The sequence below is a fragment of the Streptomyces coelicoflavus genome (assembly GCF_045041415.1).
In the GTDB taxonomy this organism is placed as follows: Bacteria; Actinomycetota; Actinomycetes; order Streptomycetales; family Streptomycetaceae; genus Streptomyces; species Streptomyces coelicoflavus.
This window is the reverse complement of the sequence record NZ_CP108218.1, coordinates 2,817,720-2,833,216: the sequence shown is the minus strand read 5'-3', so window position 1 is coordinate 2,833,216 and position 15,497 is coordinate 2,817,720. Positions and strand designations below refer to the sequence as shown.

15 protein-coding genes are annotated in these 15,497 nt (G+C 72.0%); 10 read left to right on the top strand and 5 right to left on the bottom strand.

The genetic code is table 11. The features are described from left to right. The first annotated feature begins 93 nt into the window (after positions 1-93). Positions 94-1,038 (top strand): NAD(+) diphosphatase, encoded by a 945-nt coding sequence (gene nudC / locus OHA99_RS12365; RefSeq protein WP_165684878.1) that lies wholly within the window; start codon positions 94-96, stop codon positions 1,036-1,038. Between the two features lie 90 nt (positions 1,039-1,128). Here nudC and OHA99_RS12360 read toward each other — a convergent pair whose 3' ends face one another. Next, complete coding sequence (locus tag OHA99_RS12360) at positions 1,129-1,371, bottom strand: mycoredoxin (RefSeq protein ID WP_007444445.1); 243 nt, start codon at positions 1,369-1,371, stop codon at positions 1,129-1,131. Between the two features lie 193 nt (positions 1,372-1,564). On the opposite strand from OHA99_RS12360, the gene OHA99_RS12355 reads away from it, so the two are divergent. The 4 genes from OHA99_RS12355 (at position 1,565) to OHA99_RS12340 (ending at position 5,139) form a co-directional block, all read left to right on the top strand. Then, positions 1,565-3,778 carry an ATP-dependent DNA helicase UvrD2 gene (locus tag OHA99_RS12355; protein ID WP_153178056.1) on the top strand — a complete coding sequence of 738 codons (2,214 nt, stop codon included), beginning with the start codon at positions 1,565-1,567 and terminating at the stop codon, positions 3,776-3,778. Positions 3,779-3,942: 164 nt separating this feature from the next. Beyond that, positions 3,943-4,275 carry a hypothetical protein gene (locus tag OHA99_RS12350; RefSeq protein ID WP_164383304.1) on the top strand — a complete coding sequence of 111 codons (333 nt, stop codon included), beginning with the start codon at positions 3,943-3,945 and terminating at the stop codon, positions 4,273-4,275. A gap of 175 nt (positions 4,276-4,450) precedes the next feature. Further along, positions 4,451-4,819 carry a WhiB family transcriptional regulator gene (locus OHA99_RS12345; protein WP_003973786.1) on the top strand — a complete coding sequence of 123 codons (369 nt, stop codon included), beginning with the start codon at positions 4,451-4,453 and terminating at the stop codon, positions 4,817-4,819. Next, entirely contained in the window at positions 4,816-5,139 is a 324-nt protein-coding gene (locus OHA99_RS12340; protein WP_153178054.1) for a hypothetical protein, read from the top strand. Before OHA99_RS12345 ends, OHA99_RS12340 begins: the two co-directional genes overlap by 4 nt. Positions 5,140-5,245: 106 nt before the next feature. On the opposite strand, the gene OHA99_RS12335 is transcribed toward OHA99_RS12340, so the two are convergent. Beyond that, positions 5,246-6,661: an AarF/ABC1/UbiB kinase family protein gene (locus OHA99_RS12335; RefSeq protein ID WP_153178053.1), complete on the bottom strand. Its 1,416-nt coding sequence runs from the start codon at positions 6,659-6,661 to the stop codon at positions 5,246-5,248. After that, entirely contained in the window at positions 6,654-7,868 is a 1,215-nt protein-coding gene (locus OHA99_RS12330) for a TOMM precursor leader peptide-binding protein (RefSeq protein ID WP_266570678.1), read from the bottom strand. The genes OHA99_RS12335 and OHA99_RS12330 overlap by 8 nt, the downstream gene beginning before the upstream one ends. A gap of 243 nt (positions 7,869-8,111) precedes the next feature. On the opposite strand from OHA99_RS12330, the gene OHA99_RS12325 reads away from it, so the two are divergent. The 4 genes from OHA99_RS12325 to OHA99_RS12310 all read left to right on the top strand — a co-directional run bounded on the left by OHA99_RS12325 (position 8,112) and on the right by OHA99_RS12310 (position 12,079). Beyond that, a complete protein-coding gene (locus OHA99_RS12325; RefSeq protein ID WP_164383301.1) occupies positions 8,112-8,708 on the top strand; it encodes a M48 family metallopeptidase in 597 nt (198 codons plus the stop codon). Positions 8,709-8,857: 149 nt separating this feature from the next. Further along, positions 8,858-10,612: a TerD family protein gene (locus tag OHA99_RS12320; protein WP_153178051.1), complete on the top strand. Its 1,755-nt coding sequence runs from the start codon at positions 8,858-8,860 to the stop codon at positions 10,610-10,612. A 13-nt stretch (positions 10,613-10,625) separates the two neighbouring features. Further along, positions 10,626-11,306 carry an AIM24 family protein gene (locus OHA99_RS12315; protein ID WP_007444540.1) on the top strand — a complete coding sequence of 227 codons (681 nt, stop codon included), beginning with the start codon at positions 10,626-10,628 and terminating at the stop codon, positions 11,304-11,306. Positions 11,307-11,323: 17 nt separating this feature from the next. Then, a complete protein-coding gene (locus OHA99_RS12310) occupies positions 11,324-12,079 on the top strand; it encodes an AIM24 family protein (RefSeq protein ID WP_153178050.1) in 756 nt (251 codons plus the stop codon). Positions 12,080-12,140: 61 nt separating this feature from the next. On the opposite strand, the gene OHA99_RS12305 is transcribed toward OHA99_RS12310, so the two are convergent. Then, entirely contained in the window at positions 12,141-12,656 is a 516-nt protein-coding gene (locus tag OHA99_RS12305; protein ID WP_405695722.1) for an NUDIX hydrolase, read from the bottom strand. Then, the gene (locus tag OHA99_RS12300; protein WP_153178048.1) at positions 12,653-14,116 is read right to left on the bottom strand and encodes a zinc-dependent metalloprotease; all 1,464 of its coding nucleotides are present in this window, start codon (positions 14,114-14,116) and stop codon (positions 12,653-12,655) included. The genes OHA99_RS12305 and OHA99_RS12300 overlap by 4 nt, the downstream gene beginning before the upstream one ends. Positions 14,117-14,308: 192 nt before the next feature. Between OHA99_RS12300 and OHA99_RS12295 the strand changes: the two genes are divergently transcribed. Continuing rightward, entirely contained in the window at positions 14,309-15,430 is a 1,122-nt protein-coding gene (locus OHA99_RS12295; protein WP_405695721.1) for an SDR family oxidoreductase, read from the top strand. Positions 15,431-15,497 lie beyond the last annotated feature (67 nt).

The following is a 15,497-nucleotide window of genomic DNA, read 5'->3' as shown; positions in this document are numbered from 1 at the left end:
CCGAGCCCTCCCGGACCCGGTCACCATCCGCCGTACGAACCACTGCACCCGCCTGCCGAACCGAACCGCTCACCGGGGGAGTTGGAACCACTCGTGACCACCTGGACCGACCACACCGCAGACCGTCCCATCTCGCTCACCGCCCCGAGCGGCATCGACCGCGCCGCCCACCACCGCCTCGACGAGGCCTGGCTCGCGGCGGCGTGGAGCCACCCCTCGACACGCTGCTTCGTGGTCTCCGGCGGCCAGGTCCTCATCGACGAGACACCCGACGGGGCCACCGAACTCGTCATGACCCCCTCCTTCGAGGCCCCGCTCACCGAGGCACACCGGTACTTCCTGGGCACCGACGAGGAGGGGACCAGCTTCTTCGCCCTCCAGAAGGACTCCCTGCCCGGCCGCATGGACCAGTCCGCGCGCCCGGCGGGCCTGCGCGAGGCCGGCCTGCTCCTGTCGGACCGCGACGCCGGACTGATGGCCCACGCGGTCGCCCTGGAGAACTGGCAGCGCCTGCACCGGTTCTGCTCCCGCTGCGGCGAGCGCACCGTCATCGCCGCGGCCGGCCACATCCGCCGGTGCCCCGCCTGTGGCGCCGAGCACTACCCGCGCACGGACCCCGCGGTGATCATGGCGGTCACGGACGGTGAGGACCGCATCCTGCTCGGCCGCCAGGTGCACTGGCCCGAGGGCCGCTTCTCGACCCTCGCCGGCTTCGTGGAGCCCGGGGAGTCCATCGAGCAGTCGGTGCGCCGCGAGGTCCAGGAGGAGGTCGGCGTCACCGTCGGTCCGGTCGAGTACGTCGCGAGCCAGCCGTGGCCCTTCCCGTCCAGCCTGATGCTGGGCTTCATGGCCCACGCCACCTCGACCGGGATCAACGTCGACGGCGACGAGATCCACGAAGCCCGCTGGTTCTCCCGCGACGAGCTGGGCGCCGCCTTCGAGTCCGGCGAGGTGCTGCCGCCCTACGGCATCTCGATCGCGGCCCGCCTCATCGAGCTCTGGTACGGCAAGCCGCTGCCGACCCGCGGCGCCTTCTGACCCCGGCACCACAAGAGGGGCGGCCCTTCCCGTCGCGGGAAGGGCCGCCCCTCTGAGGCTTCTGCGGCCGGCTGAGTCCCGGCCCGCCGGCTACGCGCCGACCTTCTGCTTCACCTGCGCCAGCGACGGGTTCGTCAGCGTCGAGCCGTCGGGGAAGAGCACGGTCGGCACCGTCTGGTTTCCGCCATTCGCCTTCTCCACGAACGCGGCGGACTCCGGGTCCTGCTCGATGTTGACCTCGGTGTACGCGATGCCCTCGCGGTCCATCTGGCTCTTCAGCCGACGGCAGTAGCCGCACCACGTGGTGCTGTACATCGTCACAGTGCCCGACATGTCTCTCGTGCTCCTTCGGCGACTCGGGAAAGCTGCGGCCCGGGGATGAGGTCGCAGGAGGTGAACGTCCGCGGCGGCGCCACCATTCCCGCCTCGTGAACGCCGCGTGACTCCTGTCGCATGGGTACGACTATCGGTGCGTGCCTGTGGACAACTGAACCACCCGTCTCGCGAGACCTGGCAGCATGGCGGTGTGACAGCAGCAACGCACTCCACCCTCATCCCGCAGGTACCGGACTCGGCCGACGCGGTGCTCGAAGGGCTCGACCCCGAGCAGCGCGAGGTGGCGACCGCCCTGCGCGGCCCGGTGTGCGTGCTGGCGGGAGCCGGTACGGGCAAGACCCGGGCGATCACCCACCGCATCGCCTACGGGGTGCGCGCCGGGATCCTCCAGCCCTCCAGCGTTCTCGCCGTCACCTTCACCAACCGCGCGGCCGGGGAGATGCGCGGCCGGCTGCGCCAGCTCGGCGCCTCCGGTGTGCAGGCCCGCACCTTCCACTCGGCGGCGCTGCGGCAGCTCCAGTACTTCTGGCCGAAAGCGATCGGTGGCTCCCTGCCCAGGCTCGTCGACCGCAAGATCCAGCTCGTCGCCGACGCGGCCGCCGCCTGCCGCATCCGCCTCGACCGGGGCGAGCTGCGCGACGCCACCGCGGAGATCGAGTGGTCCAAGGTGACCCAGACGGTCCCCGCCGACTACGCCCCGGCGGCCGCCAAGGCCGGCCGTGAGACTCCCCGCGACCCGGCGGAGATCGCGCAGCTGTACGCCGCCTACGAGGACCTCAAGCGGGCACGCTCCGTCATCGACTTCGAGGACGTCCTGCTGCTGACGGTGGCCGTCCTCCAGGACCGGCACGACGTCGCCCAGCAGGTCCGTGCCCAGTACCAGCACTTCGTCGTCGACGAGTACCAGGACGTCAGCCCCCTCCAGCAGCGACTGCTGGAACTGTGGCTCGGGGACCGCGACGACCTGTGCGTGGTCGGCGACGCCAGTCAGACGATCTATTCGTTCACGGGAGCAACCCCCGACCACCTGCTCGACTTCCGTGGCCGCCATCCCGGTGCCACCGTCGTCAAGCTGGTCCGCGACTACCGTTCCACCCCCCAGGTCGTCCACCTCGCCAACGGCCTGCTCGCCCAGGCCCGGGGCCGGGCCGCCGACCACCGTCTGGAGCTGGTCTCCCAGCGCCCCGCGGGTCCCGAGCCCGTCTACACCGAGTACACCGACGAACCGGCCGAGGCCGAGGGCGCGGCCCGCCGCATCCGCGAGCTCATCGACGCGGGCGTTCCGGCCGCCGAGATCGCGGTCCTGTTCCGGACCAATTCCCAGTCCGAGACCTACGAGCAGGCACTCGCCGACGTCGGGGTCCCCTACCAGCTGCGGGGCGCGGAGCGCTTCTTCGACCGGCCCGAGGTGCGCAAGGCCGGCAGTGCCCTGCGGGCCGCGGCGCGCTTCGGCGGCAACGACTCCCTCCTCGACGAGGCCGTCGACCTGCCCTCGCAGGTGCGCGCGGTGCTGTCCGGGGAGGGCTGGACCACCCAGCCGCCGGCCGGGTCGGGCGCCGTCCGGGAGCGCTGGGAGTCGCTGGCCGCCCTGGTCAGCCTGGCCCAGGACTTCGCCGCCGCCAGGGCGGGAGCCACACTGAGCGACCTCGTCGTGGAACTGGACGAGCGGGCGGGCGCCCAGCACGCCCCGACGGTGCAGGGCGTCACCCTCGCCTCCCTGCACTCGGCCAAGGGCCTGGAATGGGACGTCGTGTTCCTCGTGGGTGTCGCCGAGGGCATGATGCCGATCACCTACGCAAAGACCGACGAGCAGATCGAGGAGGAACGCCGCCTCCTCTACGTCGGTGTCACCCGTGCGCGTGAACACCTGCACCTCTCCTGGGCGTTGGCCCGCTCGCCCGGCGGCCGGCCGAGCCGCAGGCCCAGCCGCTTCCTTAAGGGGCTGCGCCCCGGCTCCGGCACGGCGGCCGCGGGGCGAACGGCCGCCGGAGGTGCCGGAGGCGGCGTGGAGCGCGGGTCCCGGGGAGGCGGCGGTGGTGCCGCGGTCACCGTGCCGAGACGGACCCGGCGGACGCCGGCCCGCTGCCGGGTCTGCGGGCGCACGCTCACCGACGCCGGTGAGATGAAGCTGATGCGCTGCGAGGGCTGCCCGTCCGACATGGACGAGGGCGTCTACGAGCGGCTGTGCGAGTGGCGGGCGGTGCAGGCGGAGCGCAGCGGACAGCCCGCGTTCTGCGTCTTCACCGACAAGACGCTGGTGGCGATCGCCGAGTCCGTCCCGGAGGACGAGCGGGATCTCGCCCGGATCCCGGGGGTCGGCGCGCGCAAGCTCAACCGTTACGGAACCGAGGTGCTGGCGATCTGCGCAGGCCAGGAGGGAGTGGGGCTTGACGAGGACGGCTGATACCAACTCGTCGAAAAAATAGTTTGCGCATGCCCCGGGAATCCCCATAGGTTCTTGGTCACGGGAACAGCGGCCTTCCCGGAGGCCCTGAATCCGTGTTGTACTTGCATATCCGCGGACTGGTTCGTCCCAGTCCCCCGAGACGCCGAGAGGAGGCGAGTCCAGTGATCAGCATCAACAGCAGCTTCGTCGCCAGCTCCACCGCCAAAATGACCGATCGCTCGGCCGTCTCCCTGTGCATCCTCGGCGCTTCCCACGCGGGCACCGGTCTGTCCGGCATTCGTGCCGTGCGTCCGGCTGCCGCCACCGTTGCCCCCGCGGGCCTTCCCGTCCGTGAGCGCAATGAGCGACCGACCAAGGCACTGGAAGCAGCAGTAGCGGCACAGGCACAGGCCTATGCCTTTACCGCGACCGGTGCCGGATTCCGGAAGCAGACGACGCAGCACCACCTGATGTGGGCCTTCCGTGGGCCAGAACCCTGGAGTGATCCAGCCTGATCGCCGATCAGGCCGGCGCCTTCAGGGCCGCGGAACCCCACCCGGGATCCGCGGCCCTTCTGTTTGTCCCCGAACGGGGACGACGGCACGAAGGAGCCTCGGGACAAGAAAAGAACCCGGTACCAAGCCGACCCCCGGCCGACCGGCCGGAACGACCAGACGAGGAAGACCACCCGTGCAACTCGAAGCGCACGCCCCGTCCGTACCGCCTTCCGACACGATCCCCAAGCCCTGTTCCACGGAGGACTCCACCTTGACCCCGCTCACCGCGCTCACCGCGCTCGACGACGCCATCGAGAACCTGGGCGTGCCCGTCCCCTGCCGTTCCTACGACCCGGAGGTCTTCTTCGCCGAGTCGCCGGCGGACGTCGAGTACGCCAAGTCCCTCTGCCGCACCTGCCCGCTGATCGAGGCCTGCCTCGCCGGTGCCAAGGAGCGGCGTGAGCCCTGGGGCGTCTGGGGCGGAGAGCTGTTCGTCCAGGGTGTTGTCGTCGCCCGCAAGCGGCCCCGTGGCCGCCCGCGCAAGAACCCGGTTTCGGCATGAACACCGCAGGCACGATCGACCGTCCCCTCACGTACGACCCCCAGAAGCAGGCCCCGATGAAGCCGTCCACCCACGACATCGCAGGCACCGCGCCTGAAGACTTCACCACCAGCGGCGCGAAGGACTCGCGTCAGAACAGGACCCGTGAAATGCAACTCATCCCAGAAGCCCTGGCGCGTGCGCATATGCACGACCGCCTGCACGAGGCCGAGCGGGAACGCCGGGCACTGCGCCTGGCGACCGCTCGCCGGATGCAGCGCCGGGCGGAGCGCGCCTCGATGCGTGCCCGGCGTGCGCTGGCCATGGCGGTCATGCAGTAACCGACACACCTGAAGCGGCGGTCTCCCGGCGGGAGACGAGGCTCCGCGCGTGGGGGCCGGCCCGGCCGAACGGACCGGCCCCCACGGCGCGTTCGGCCCCGGAGGATCAGGCCTGAGCGGCCGTCTCCTCCACCTCGCAGGCGTCCTCGTCCTCTTCGGCGACGTCCTGGTCCACCGCCTCGGTCTCCTCTTCGGCGAGGAAGCCCACCAGCCACTCCTCCAGCTCGTCGCGCAGCCGAACCGTGGCCCCCAGCTGACACAGCACACCGATGGTGCTCAGGGTCACACGATGGATCAGCAGGTAGGCCGGCGGCAGGTTCAGCTGCTTGGCCAGCTGGTACGCGGGGGAGCGGGGGTCGCCGATGCGGGCCGCCTGGCTCCGCATCCAGCCGCGGGAGAAGGCGAACGCGTCGACCCTGGCCGGTTCGATGATCGGCAGGAGGTAGTCGAGAACGGCGTCGGGGTCCAGCTCTATCGACTCCTTGACGAAGCCCTCCGCACAGAGCATCTCGTAGACGGCCTCCGCCTCGCCGTCCAGCGTCATGCGCAGGGCCTCGCCGATGGGCTCGGGCAGGCCGCCCGGCAGGCGGTCGACCGTGCCGAAGTCCAGGACGCCCAGACGCCAGTCGTCCTCGCCCTCCGGTCCGCCGGGCAGCAGACGGAAGTTGCCCGGGTGCGGGTCGGCGTGCAGAAGCCCGGTGCGCGCCGGGCCGGAGAAGAGGAAGTGGGCCAGCAACTGGCCGGCCCGGTCGCGCTGCTCCTGCGTGCCGTTCGTAATGATCTCCGACATCGGGATGCCGTCGATCCACTCGGTGATCAGCACCTGCTCGCACTGGTGGACCACGTCCGGCACCACGATGTCCGGGTCGTCCGCGAACACCTCGGCGTGCGTCCGCTGGGCCTCGGCCTCCAGGTCGTAGTCCAGCTCCTCCGAGACCCGGTCCTTCAGCTCGGTGATCAGCGGCTTGATGTCCATGCCGGGGACCAGTGGGCCGAGCAGCCGGGCGAAGCGGCTGAGCTGGTTCAGGTCGGACAGCAGCGCCTCGCCGGCGCCTGGGTACTGCACCTTGACCGCCACCTCGCGGCCGTCGTGCCACACCCCTCGGTGCACCTGGCCGATCGACGCGGCCGCGGCGGGCTTGTCCTCGAACTCCAGGAACAGCTCCTGCCAGTCCTCTCCGAGCCGCTCCGTGAGCACGGCGTGCACCGTGCGCGTCGGCATCGGCGGTGCCGCCTCCTGCAGTTTGGTCAGCGCTGCCCGGTAGGGGCCGGCGACCTCCTCGGGCAGTGCGGACTCGAAGACGGACAGGGCCTGCCCGAACTTCATCGCCCCGCCCTTGAGCTCGCCCAGCACCTTGAAAAGCTGCTCCGCGGTGCGTTGCTGCAGTTGCTGGCCGACGATCTCCGCGGACTCGCCCACGATTCGCTTGCCCAGCCCCCAGGTGGCCCGCCCGGCGAAGCCGAGCGGGAGCGCGGCGAGCTTGGCGGTCCGGGTGACCGCCTTGCGCGGAAGATCAGACATGCGCCCTCCAAGTCCCAGCCGGCCGCGCCGGTTCCGCCTCGTGGCGTACTTCCGCTGACGGCCCTTGCCCAGCCATTGTCGCGCGCCGTCCCCCGTCCTCGGGGATGTGTTCCTGCTTACCTTTCCCGGCCGCCCCGCACGGGCACGCCGGATGCGCCCGGACCGGCCGTGCGTGCCAGCGCAGACCGGGCAGCGAGACCTCCCAGCGCGCTCCGGTGCTCGAGGGCGTCCGGCCGTCCAGGAAGGCGAGCGCGTGAGCCGCCGCGCATCCGGCGACGGTCGCCGCGAGGGTGAGGTCGCAGGGTGGTACCCGGCGCTGCCGCCCGGAGCGCCACTGCGCCACCAGCCGCGGCCAGGCCGGGTCCCGGTCGGTGCGGTCGGCGTGCAGGCAGCCGGCGCACCCCGTCTCGCCGGGCAGCACCAGGGGGCCGACGACCCCGGTCCCCTCCACGACGCCGGCGTACAGGTGGGGCGTACCGGAGGACATGAGGGGCTCCGCGGCGGCAGGGTCGGGGGTGTGCACCGCGACGTCGTCACGCGGGGCGACGATCACCAGGGAGAAGCCCGGGTCGCCCTCCTCGTGCGGCGTCGTCGGGCCTCGGCGCGGCGGCCGGTCGGGGGCTGCCCGGCGGACGACACGGCGGGCCGCCTCGTCCCGGCGGTCGCCGATCGACTCGGCGGGCAGGCCACCCGGAGCGACGTCCCACGGCTCGACGCGTCCGCCGTCGCGCACGTCGATCTCGCCGACGCCCGAGCCCGACAGCAGGCCGGCCAGCACCGCGCCCACCCGTCCGGCACCCCGCACACCCACCCGCAGAGCGCGTCGGGCGGCCAGGTGTCTCATCGCGTCCCCCGGCTCTGCGGTGGTCAGGGACAGCGAGGCCAGGTCGGGGCGGAGCCGGTCGAGGACCCCCTTCTTCTCCCGCAGGGCGTCGGCGGCCGGCCCACCGCCGCGGGAGTCGTCGAGGAGACCGGCCCGCGCCAGCCGCTCCACCACTCGGTCCACGTGCCCCTCCGGCAGGTCCATGCGGTGCCCCGCCTCGCGCAGGAGCGCCGGACCACGCGTGCCGTTGAGCAGTTCCAGGAAGCTGCCCGTCGCCGTGTCCACCGGTGCCAAGGTCAGCGCGTGCGCCGGTGTCATCCCGAACTGCACGGTGTTCAGGTCGCGCCAGCCGCGCCTGAGCGCGGGCTTCACCATCGGATGCATGCCAGGTCCCCCGTATGTCTGCCAGTGCCGTGTTCGCGGCCTCGTGTTCATGGCCCGTGGCCGGTCGTGGATCCGCCGGCGAGTGCCAGCATGCCCGGATGCGCGCAGGGGCGTCGGAAGTTGTCCACAGGTGGGGGGTATTCGTCGTACGAATCAGCCGCACGTCTCCCAGGACGAGTGGCGGATCGGACCGAAGCGCCCCGGAGTCGGGACTTCCCCGTGTGCAGCGGGTAACGTCGTGGCGTGTCCGCCGACCCACTGCACCGCGCCGGGGCACCCCCGCGCACACCGACGAATCCGCCGCCGAGCGGCTCGGGTACGAGCGCGATCGAGGTGCGCAGGAGCACCCGGCGACGCCGGACGGTATCCGCGTACCGCGAGGGCGACCGCACCGTCGTGCTGATCCCCGCCCGGATGTCCGAGGCCGAGGAGCAACGCTGGGTGAGGGTCATGCTCGACAAGCTGGCCGCCCAGGAGAGCAAGCGCGTCCTCGGCGACGCCGAGCTGGCCGAGCGCGCGGAGCGTCTGTCGGGGCAGTACTTCGCCGGCCGGGCCCGGCCGGCCTCGGTCCGCTGGGTCACCAACCAGAACACCCGCTGGGGCTCGTGCACCCCGTCCGAGGGAAGCATCCGGCTGTCGCACCGCCTCCAGGGCATGCCCGAGTACGTCGTCGACTACGTCCTCCTGCACGAACTGGCGCACCTGCTGGTTCCCGGGCACGGACCGCGGTTCTGGCGGCTGCTCGAGGCCTATCCGCGGACCGAGCGAGCCAGGGGCTACCTCGAGGGCGTGGTCGCCGCGGACCGGCTGCCGCACGTACCCGGCGCCCGCAGCGAGTAGCGTGGACGGCCCGGGCAGGTGTCCGCCCGGTGTCCGCCACGGCCCCGCACGGGTTTCGTACCGGGTCTGTACCGACTTCCTCCGGTGTCGGCGTTTGCCGTTAGCCTGTCGCGACGCACTCGCATTCGGATGGGGGACGGTCGTAACGCATGGCCAGGGAATTTCAACGCGGCCACAAGGCCAGGATCAGTGACCTCACCTCGGGCACGGATCTGTACGTAGGCGTGCAGATCTCCGGCCCCGGGTTGAGCTTCGACATCAGCTGTTTCGGACTCGACGCCGACGAGCGGTTGTCGGACGACCGGTACTTCGTGTTCTTCAACCAACCGAAGACCCCCGAGGAGTCCATTCAACTCCTGGGTGCGCAGGCGGGTGACACGGAGTCCTTCCGGGTGACCCTCGACAGCATCCCCCAGCAGATCCAGAAGCTCTCCTTCACCGCGACGATCGACGGCGCGGGCCAGATGTCGCAGGTCGGCCCCGGGTACATCCGGATCGTCGCGGGTGGCGAGGAAGTGGCCCGGTACCCGTTCAGCGGGTCGGAGTTCTCCACCGAGCGCGCCGTCATGCTGGGCGACTTCTATCTGAAGGACGTGTGGCGGTTCGCCGCCGTCGGTCAGGGCTTCGACGGCGGTCTCGACGCGCTGCTGAGGAACTTCGGCGGTGAGGTGGCCGAGGACGAGGCACCCGCGCCGGAGCAGGCGCAGCAGCCGCAGTCAGGCGCCGCCCCGGGCTTCGCCCCGCCCGCCCAGGCCTCGGCGCCGCCGGCCTTCGGCGCGCCCGCCGCCCCCGCACCGGCCGCGGCCCCCGCGCCGCCGCCCGCCCAGCAGGGCTACGCACCGCCGCCCGCGGCCACGCCGCCACCGGCTCCCGCCCCGGCGCCCGGCCCGGACGTGCACGCCGCGCAGACCATCGTCGCGCCCATGAACACGCCGCCCGGCGGCGCCCCCGTGCCGCCCCCCGCCCCGGCGCCCGCGCCGTACGGCCAGCCGGGCCATCCCGGTCAGCAGCCGCCGTACGGCCAGGTCCCCGGCCAGACCGCGCCGCCTCCCCCCGGTTACGGCCAGCCCCAGGCGCCCCAGGCCCCGCCCCCGCCGCCCGGTTACGGCCAGCCGCCCGCGCCTGCCGGCTACGGGCAGCCCACCCCGCCCGCGGGTTACGGCCAGCCGACGCCACCTCCCGGCTACGGCCAGCAGCCTCCCCAGGGCGCACCGCAGGGCATCCCCCAGGGGGCGCCGCAGGGCGCCGGTGTGACCGCGGCGCTCCAGCAGTTCCGGGAGACCGCGACCGGGCAGCGCTGGACGCAGCAGAACAAGAAGCTGGTCCGGGTCGACCTCGGAGCCGAGGGCCAGCCCGTGCTCGCCCGGCAGGGCAGCATGGTGCTCTACCAGGGCAAGGTCGACTTCAGCTACAAGGGCGCCGGATTCGCCGGCCGGGTCGTGGGCAACGCCACGGGCCAGGAGATGCAGCTGATGCGCTGCACCGGCAAGGGGCAGGTGTTCCTCGCGGACAACTCCGCGATGCTCCACCCCATCGAACTCCAGGGCGACGCCGTCTGCGTCTCCGCGGAGAACGTCCTCGCCTTCGACGAGAGCCTCCAGTACGAGGTGCGTCGCATCGAGGGGCACGGCATCCCGGGTGGCGCGCTGTTCACGATGCAGTTCCAGGGCACCGGCACGATCGTCGTCAAGACGCGCGGCGTGCCCGTGGTGCTGCCGGTCACGCCCACGACGTTCGCCGACTGCAACGCCGTGGTCGCCTGGTCCGCCGCCGCCCAGGTGGTCGTCTCCAGTCAGGTGCGGATGCGCCGCAACTCCTACGCGGGCGACACGGGCGAGAGCGTCAACCTGCAGTTCCGGGCCGCACCCGGCAGCTTCGTCGTCGTCCAGCCGTACGAGATCTGAGGGAGAGCCCGAGATGAACCAGCCGCTCGCGGGCTACGCCCCCGCACCCGTCGCCGCCCGCATGGAGAACCACGGCAACCACATGCTGAAGGTCGCCATGCAGACCGGAAACGACCTCCTCGCGCGCGTGGGCTCGATGACCGCCTACGAGGGCTTCGTCCAGTACGAGCCCAACCCGCCCGCCGTCCGCCAGATCGCCAAGGACTGGATGACCGGCGAGGGCGCGCCCCTGATGAAGTGCTCCGGCGACGGACTGCTCTACCTCGCCGACTACGGCGCCAACGTCGTCGTGATCAACCTCAACGGCGACGGGATCTCCGTCAACGCCACCAACCTGCTCGCCTTCGACGCCCACCTGACGTGGGGTGTGGAGCGGGTCAAGGGCCTGGCGAAGTTCGCCGGACAGGGCCTGTGGAACACCAAGATCTCCGGACAGGGCTGGGTCGCCCTCACCTCCCGGGGCAAGCCGATCGTGGTCGACTGCGGCGGCGGCGAGGACGAGACCTACGTCGACCCGGACGCGCTCGTCGCCTGGTCCCCGAACCTGAAGGTGAAGGGCAAGCGCAGCTTCAAGGCGCAGTCACTGATCGGCCGCGGCAGCGGCGAGGCCTTCCAGATGGCCTTCTCCGGTCAGGGCATCGTCGTCGTCCAGCCCAGCGAGGACAGTACCGACCGCCTCCGGGTCCGGGGCTGAGGGGGAGCAGGAACACCATGCAGAGCCCGATTTTCGCCTACAACGACCAGCAGAGCCAGGAGGCCTGGAGCCTCCAGAACAAGCACATGCTCCGCGTCGCCCTGACGGGCCACGACGACGTGCTCGCCCGCAAGGGCACGATGGTCGCCTACCAGGGGCTCGTCGAGTTCGACGCCGAGTACCAGAGCAACAACCAGTCGCGCGCGCGGGCGCGCACCGGTGAGGGCTTGGACCTGATGCGCTGCCACGGGCAGGGCACGGTCTACTTCGCCAACCTCGCCCAGTGCGTCCACGTGGTGGACGTCGACCAGGACGGCCTCACCGTCGACAGCAGCTACGTGCTCGCGATGGACTCGAACCTGCACCACGAGGTCATCGCGGTGGACAGCCTGTACGGCATCTCCGGTTCGGGGAAGTACCAGCTCAACATCACGGGCCGCGGCAAGGTCGCCCTGATGACCTCGGGCTCGCCCCTGTTCATGCAGGTGACGCCCGACAAGTACGTCAACTGCGACGCCGACGCGATCGTCGCATGGTCCACCGGCCTGCGCGTGCAGATGCAGGCCCAGACGCACTCCTCCGGGGTGTGGCGGCGCCGTGGCAACACGGGTGAGGGCTGGGAGCTGAGCTTCATGGGCAGCGGCTTCGCGCTCGTCCAGCCGAGCGAGCTGCTGCCGCCGCAGAACGCGCAGGTCGGCTCGGGCCTCGCCGCCCAGTACGGCATGGGCCAGCAGGGGGCCCGCGGCCAGAACCAGGGCAACGTCTGGAGCTGAGCACGGGCACGGGGCCACCGTTCGGTAAGGGGTGATCGCCATGGCGGTCACCCCTTACCGGTCACAGGCGGGCGCGGGTCGCCTCCAGCAGGCGTACGACCGACTCGTCGGCCACGTCCGCGACCTCGGCGTACGGGAACCAGCGCAGGTCGAGGGACTCCTCGCTGATCGCCTCCACGGCCCCCTCGGGAGCCAGGGCCGCGTACTGGACGTCCAGGTGCCAGGCGCAGGGCGTGCTGTGGCGGTCCAGCCGCACGGGACCGCCGGGCAGCAGCGCGAGTCCGGCGATGCCCGACTCCTCCGTGCCCTCGCGCAGGGCAGCCCGGGCCAGCGTCTCGTCGACCGGCTCGCAGTGACCGCCCATCTGCAGCCACTTGCGGATCTTCTTGTGCAGGGTGAGCAGGACCCGCCCGCGCGACGGGTCGATCACCATGGCGCTCGCGGTGATGTGCCCGTCGGCGCAGGCCTTCCACAGCCCGTCGGGGTGCGTCGCGAGATGGTCCAGATAGACCTGGCGCAGCTCGTCCTGGCCCTCGTACGCCTTCAGGACCAGGACCGCGTCGTCGTGGAGGCTCACTCGCCGTCGTCGCCCTTGGGCTTGTCCCGGTCGTCGGACCGGTTCTCGCCCCGGTCGCCCTCGTCCTTCTTCTTCAGGTCGGGCTTGCCCGCCGCCTCGCCGAGCATCTTGTCCAGCTCGGAGAAGTCGAGCTGCTCACGGTGCACGAAGCCGTCCGGGTCGTCCAGGTCGGTCGCGGTCGGCAGCATGTCCGGGTGGGCCCACAGGCCGTCCCGGCCGTCGACACCGTGCGCGTCCGTCAGGGACGCCCACAGGCGGGAGGCGTCGCGCAGCCGGCGCGGGCGCAGCTCCAGGCCGATCAGCGTGGCGAAGGTCTGCTCCGCGGGCCCGCCCGAGGCGCGACGGCGGCGCAGCGTCTCCCGCAGCGCGTCGGCGGAGGACAGGCGCGGCTTGGCGGCGGTGTGCACCACCGCGTCCACCCAGCCCTCGACGAGCGCCAGGGCCGTCTCCAGACGAGCCAGGGCCGCCTTCTGCTCCGGGGTGTCCTCCGGCTGGAACATGCCCTGCTGGAGAGCCTCCTGCAACTGCTCGGGGTTCTGCGGGTCGAACTGGCCGACCACGTCCTCCAGCTTGGCCGTGTCGACCTTGATCCCACGGGCGTAGCCGTCGACGGCGCCGAACAGGTGCGAGCGCAGCCACGGCACGTGCGCGAAGAGTCGCTGGTGGGCGGCCTCGCGCAGGGCGAGATACAGCCGCACCTCCTCCTGGGGCACGCCGAGGTCCTTGCCGAACGACTCGATGTTCGCCGGGAGCAGCGCGGCCTTGCCCGCCGGGCCGAGCGGCAGACCGACGTCGGTCGAGCCGACGACCTCGCCGGCGAGTACGCCGACGGCCTGCCCGATCTGGGTGCCGAACATGGCGCCGCCCATGGACCGCATCATGCCGATCAGCGGACCCGCCATGGCCTGCATCTCCTCCGGCAGCACGTCACCCATGGCGTTGCCGACGCGCTCGGCGACCGGGTCGACCAGCTCGCGCCAGGCGGGCAGGGTCGCTTCGACCCACTCCGCCCTGCTCCAGGCCACGGCGGTGCCCGCGCCCGAGGGCAGGGCGGTCGCGTCGTCCAGCCACAGGTCGGCCAGCCGCACGGCCTCCTGGACGGCATTGCGCTCGGCGGGGCCGACGCTGGCGTCCTTGCGGCCGTCCGGGGTGCCCTGGGAGACCGTCTGGCGGGCGATCTGCTTGGCCATGTCCCAGTTCACCGGGCCGCCCTCGTAGGAGAGCATCTGGCCCAGCTGCTGGAACGCGGCGCCCAGGTCGTTGGGGTTCATGGAACCGAACATGGCAGCGAACGGGTTGTCCGCACCGGGGCCGCCCAGGCCTCCGGCTCCAGGCGTCCCGAAACCGAACGGGTTGGCCGGTCCCTGACCACCGCCGCTCTGCTGGTCCTTCTTCTTGCCCTCGTCGCCGTCGTCCGGCTCCTCCGGCGGAAGGCCGAATCCGAATGGGGTGTCACTCACGGGGTTCCTCGGCTGGTAGGGCCGCCGGTTCTTTCCGGCGGCACGGCTGCCCGACTTCACCACCCAGCGTAGACACCCGAAGCCGATCGGGCCTCGGTGCTTCGCCGACTGACGGCCTGCGGCAGGATGGATGCCACCTGGTACGCACGCGTCGCTCGCGCTCGTACTGAAGACAACCTCTGGAGACGCCCGGTGAGTTCCCCAGATCCGCAGGTTCGCGCAGCGCGAAACCAGTCAACCAGTTCCGCACGCCCCGGCGCGCGCGGACCCGTCGTAGCGGTCACCGGTGCCGCGTCCGGGGTCGGGGCGCTGCTCACCGAGCGGCTCGCCGCGTCCGACGAGGTCAGACGGGTCGTGGCCATCGACGAACGGCGCGGCGGGTGCGAGGCGGCCGAGTGGCAGATCCTGGACGTACGGGACCCGGCCATCGCCGAGAAACTGCGTGGTGCGGACGTTGTGGTGCACCTGGCGCTCGACCTCGACCTGGAGACCGACGCGGCCGCCCGTACGGCTTACAACGTCCGGGGGACGCAGACCGTTCTGACGGCCGCCGCGGCGGCCGGTGTGCACCGTGTCGTGCTGTGCACCTCCGCGATGGTCTACGGCGCCCTCCCGGACAACGAGCTGCCGCTGTCCGAGGACGCCGAGCTGCGCGCCACGGCCGAGGCCACCGGTGTCGGAGACCTGCTGGAGATCGAGCGGCTCGCGCGGCGCGCGCCGCGGGCGCACCCCGGCCTCAACGTGACGGTCGTCCGGCCCGCCGTACTGGTCGGCGGCATGGACACCGCCCTGACCAGGTACTTCGAGTCGCCGCGCCTGCTGGTCGTGGCCGGGTCGAGGCCGGCCTGGCAGTTCTGCCACGTCGACGACCTGTGCAGCGCCCTGGAGTACGCCGTCCTGGAGAAGGCCGACGGAGAGCTGGCCGTCGGGTGCGACGGCTGGCTGGAGCAGGAGGAGGTCGAGGAGCTCAGCGGCATTCGGCGCATGGAGCTGCCCTCGGCGGTCGCGCTCGGCGCGGCGGCCCGGCTGCACCGGATCGGACTGACGCCCTCACCGGCCGGGGACCTGGCGTACACGATGTACCCCTGGGTCGTGAGCGGCAGTCGTCTGCACGATGCCGGTTGGCGTCCGAAGCACACCAACGAGGAGGTGCTGGCGGAGCTGCTCGAGGAGGTCGCGGGGCGGCACACGGTCGCCGGGCGGCGCCTCGGGCGCAAGGACGCGACGGCGGCGGGAGCCGCGGGCGCGACGGTGGCGCTGCTGGGCGCGGCCGCCGTGGTGCGCCGCGCGCGGAAGGCACGGCGCCGCATCTGACGAGAATCCGGGGTGGCCGCTGCCTCTGTAGGAGGCTCCAACGCGGCACGCGCGCGTGCGGGGTGAT

Bases quoted from the DNA above. Each gene is read 5' to 3' on its own strand.
- OHA99_RS12330 (WP_266570678.1), bottom strand. From the start codon at position 7,868: ATGCATCCGATGGTGAAGCCCGCGCTCAGGCGCGGCTGGCGCGACCTG.
- OHA99_RS12340 (WP_153178054.1), top strand. From the start codon at position 4,816: ATGAACACCGCAGGCACGATCGACCGTCCCCTCACGTACGACCCCCAG.
- OHA99_RS12360 (WP_007444445.1), bottom strand. From the start codon at position 1,371: ATGTCGGGCACTGTGACGATGTACAGCACCACGTGGTGCGGCTACTGC.
- OHA99_RS12315 (WP_007444540.1), top strand. From the start codon at position 10,626: ATGAACCAGCCGCTCGCGGGCTACGCCCCCGCACCCGTCGCCGCCCGC.
- OHA99_RS12320 (WP_153178051.1), top strand. From the start codon at position 8,858: ATGGCCAGGGAATTTCAACGCGGCCACAAGGCCAGGATCAGTGACCTC.
- OHA99_RS12310 (WP_153178050.1), top strand. From the start codon at position 11,324: ATGCAGAGCCCGATTTTCGCCTACAACGACCAGCAGAGCCAGGAGGCC.
- OHA99_RS12335 (WP_153178053.1), bottom strand. From the start codon at position 6,661: ATGTCTGATCTTCCGCGCAAGGCGGTCACCCGGACCGCCAAGCTCGCC.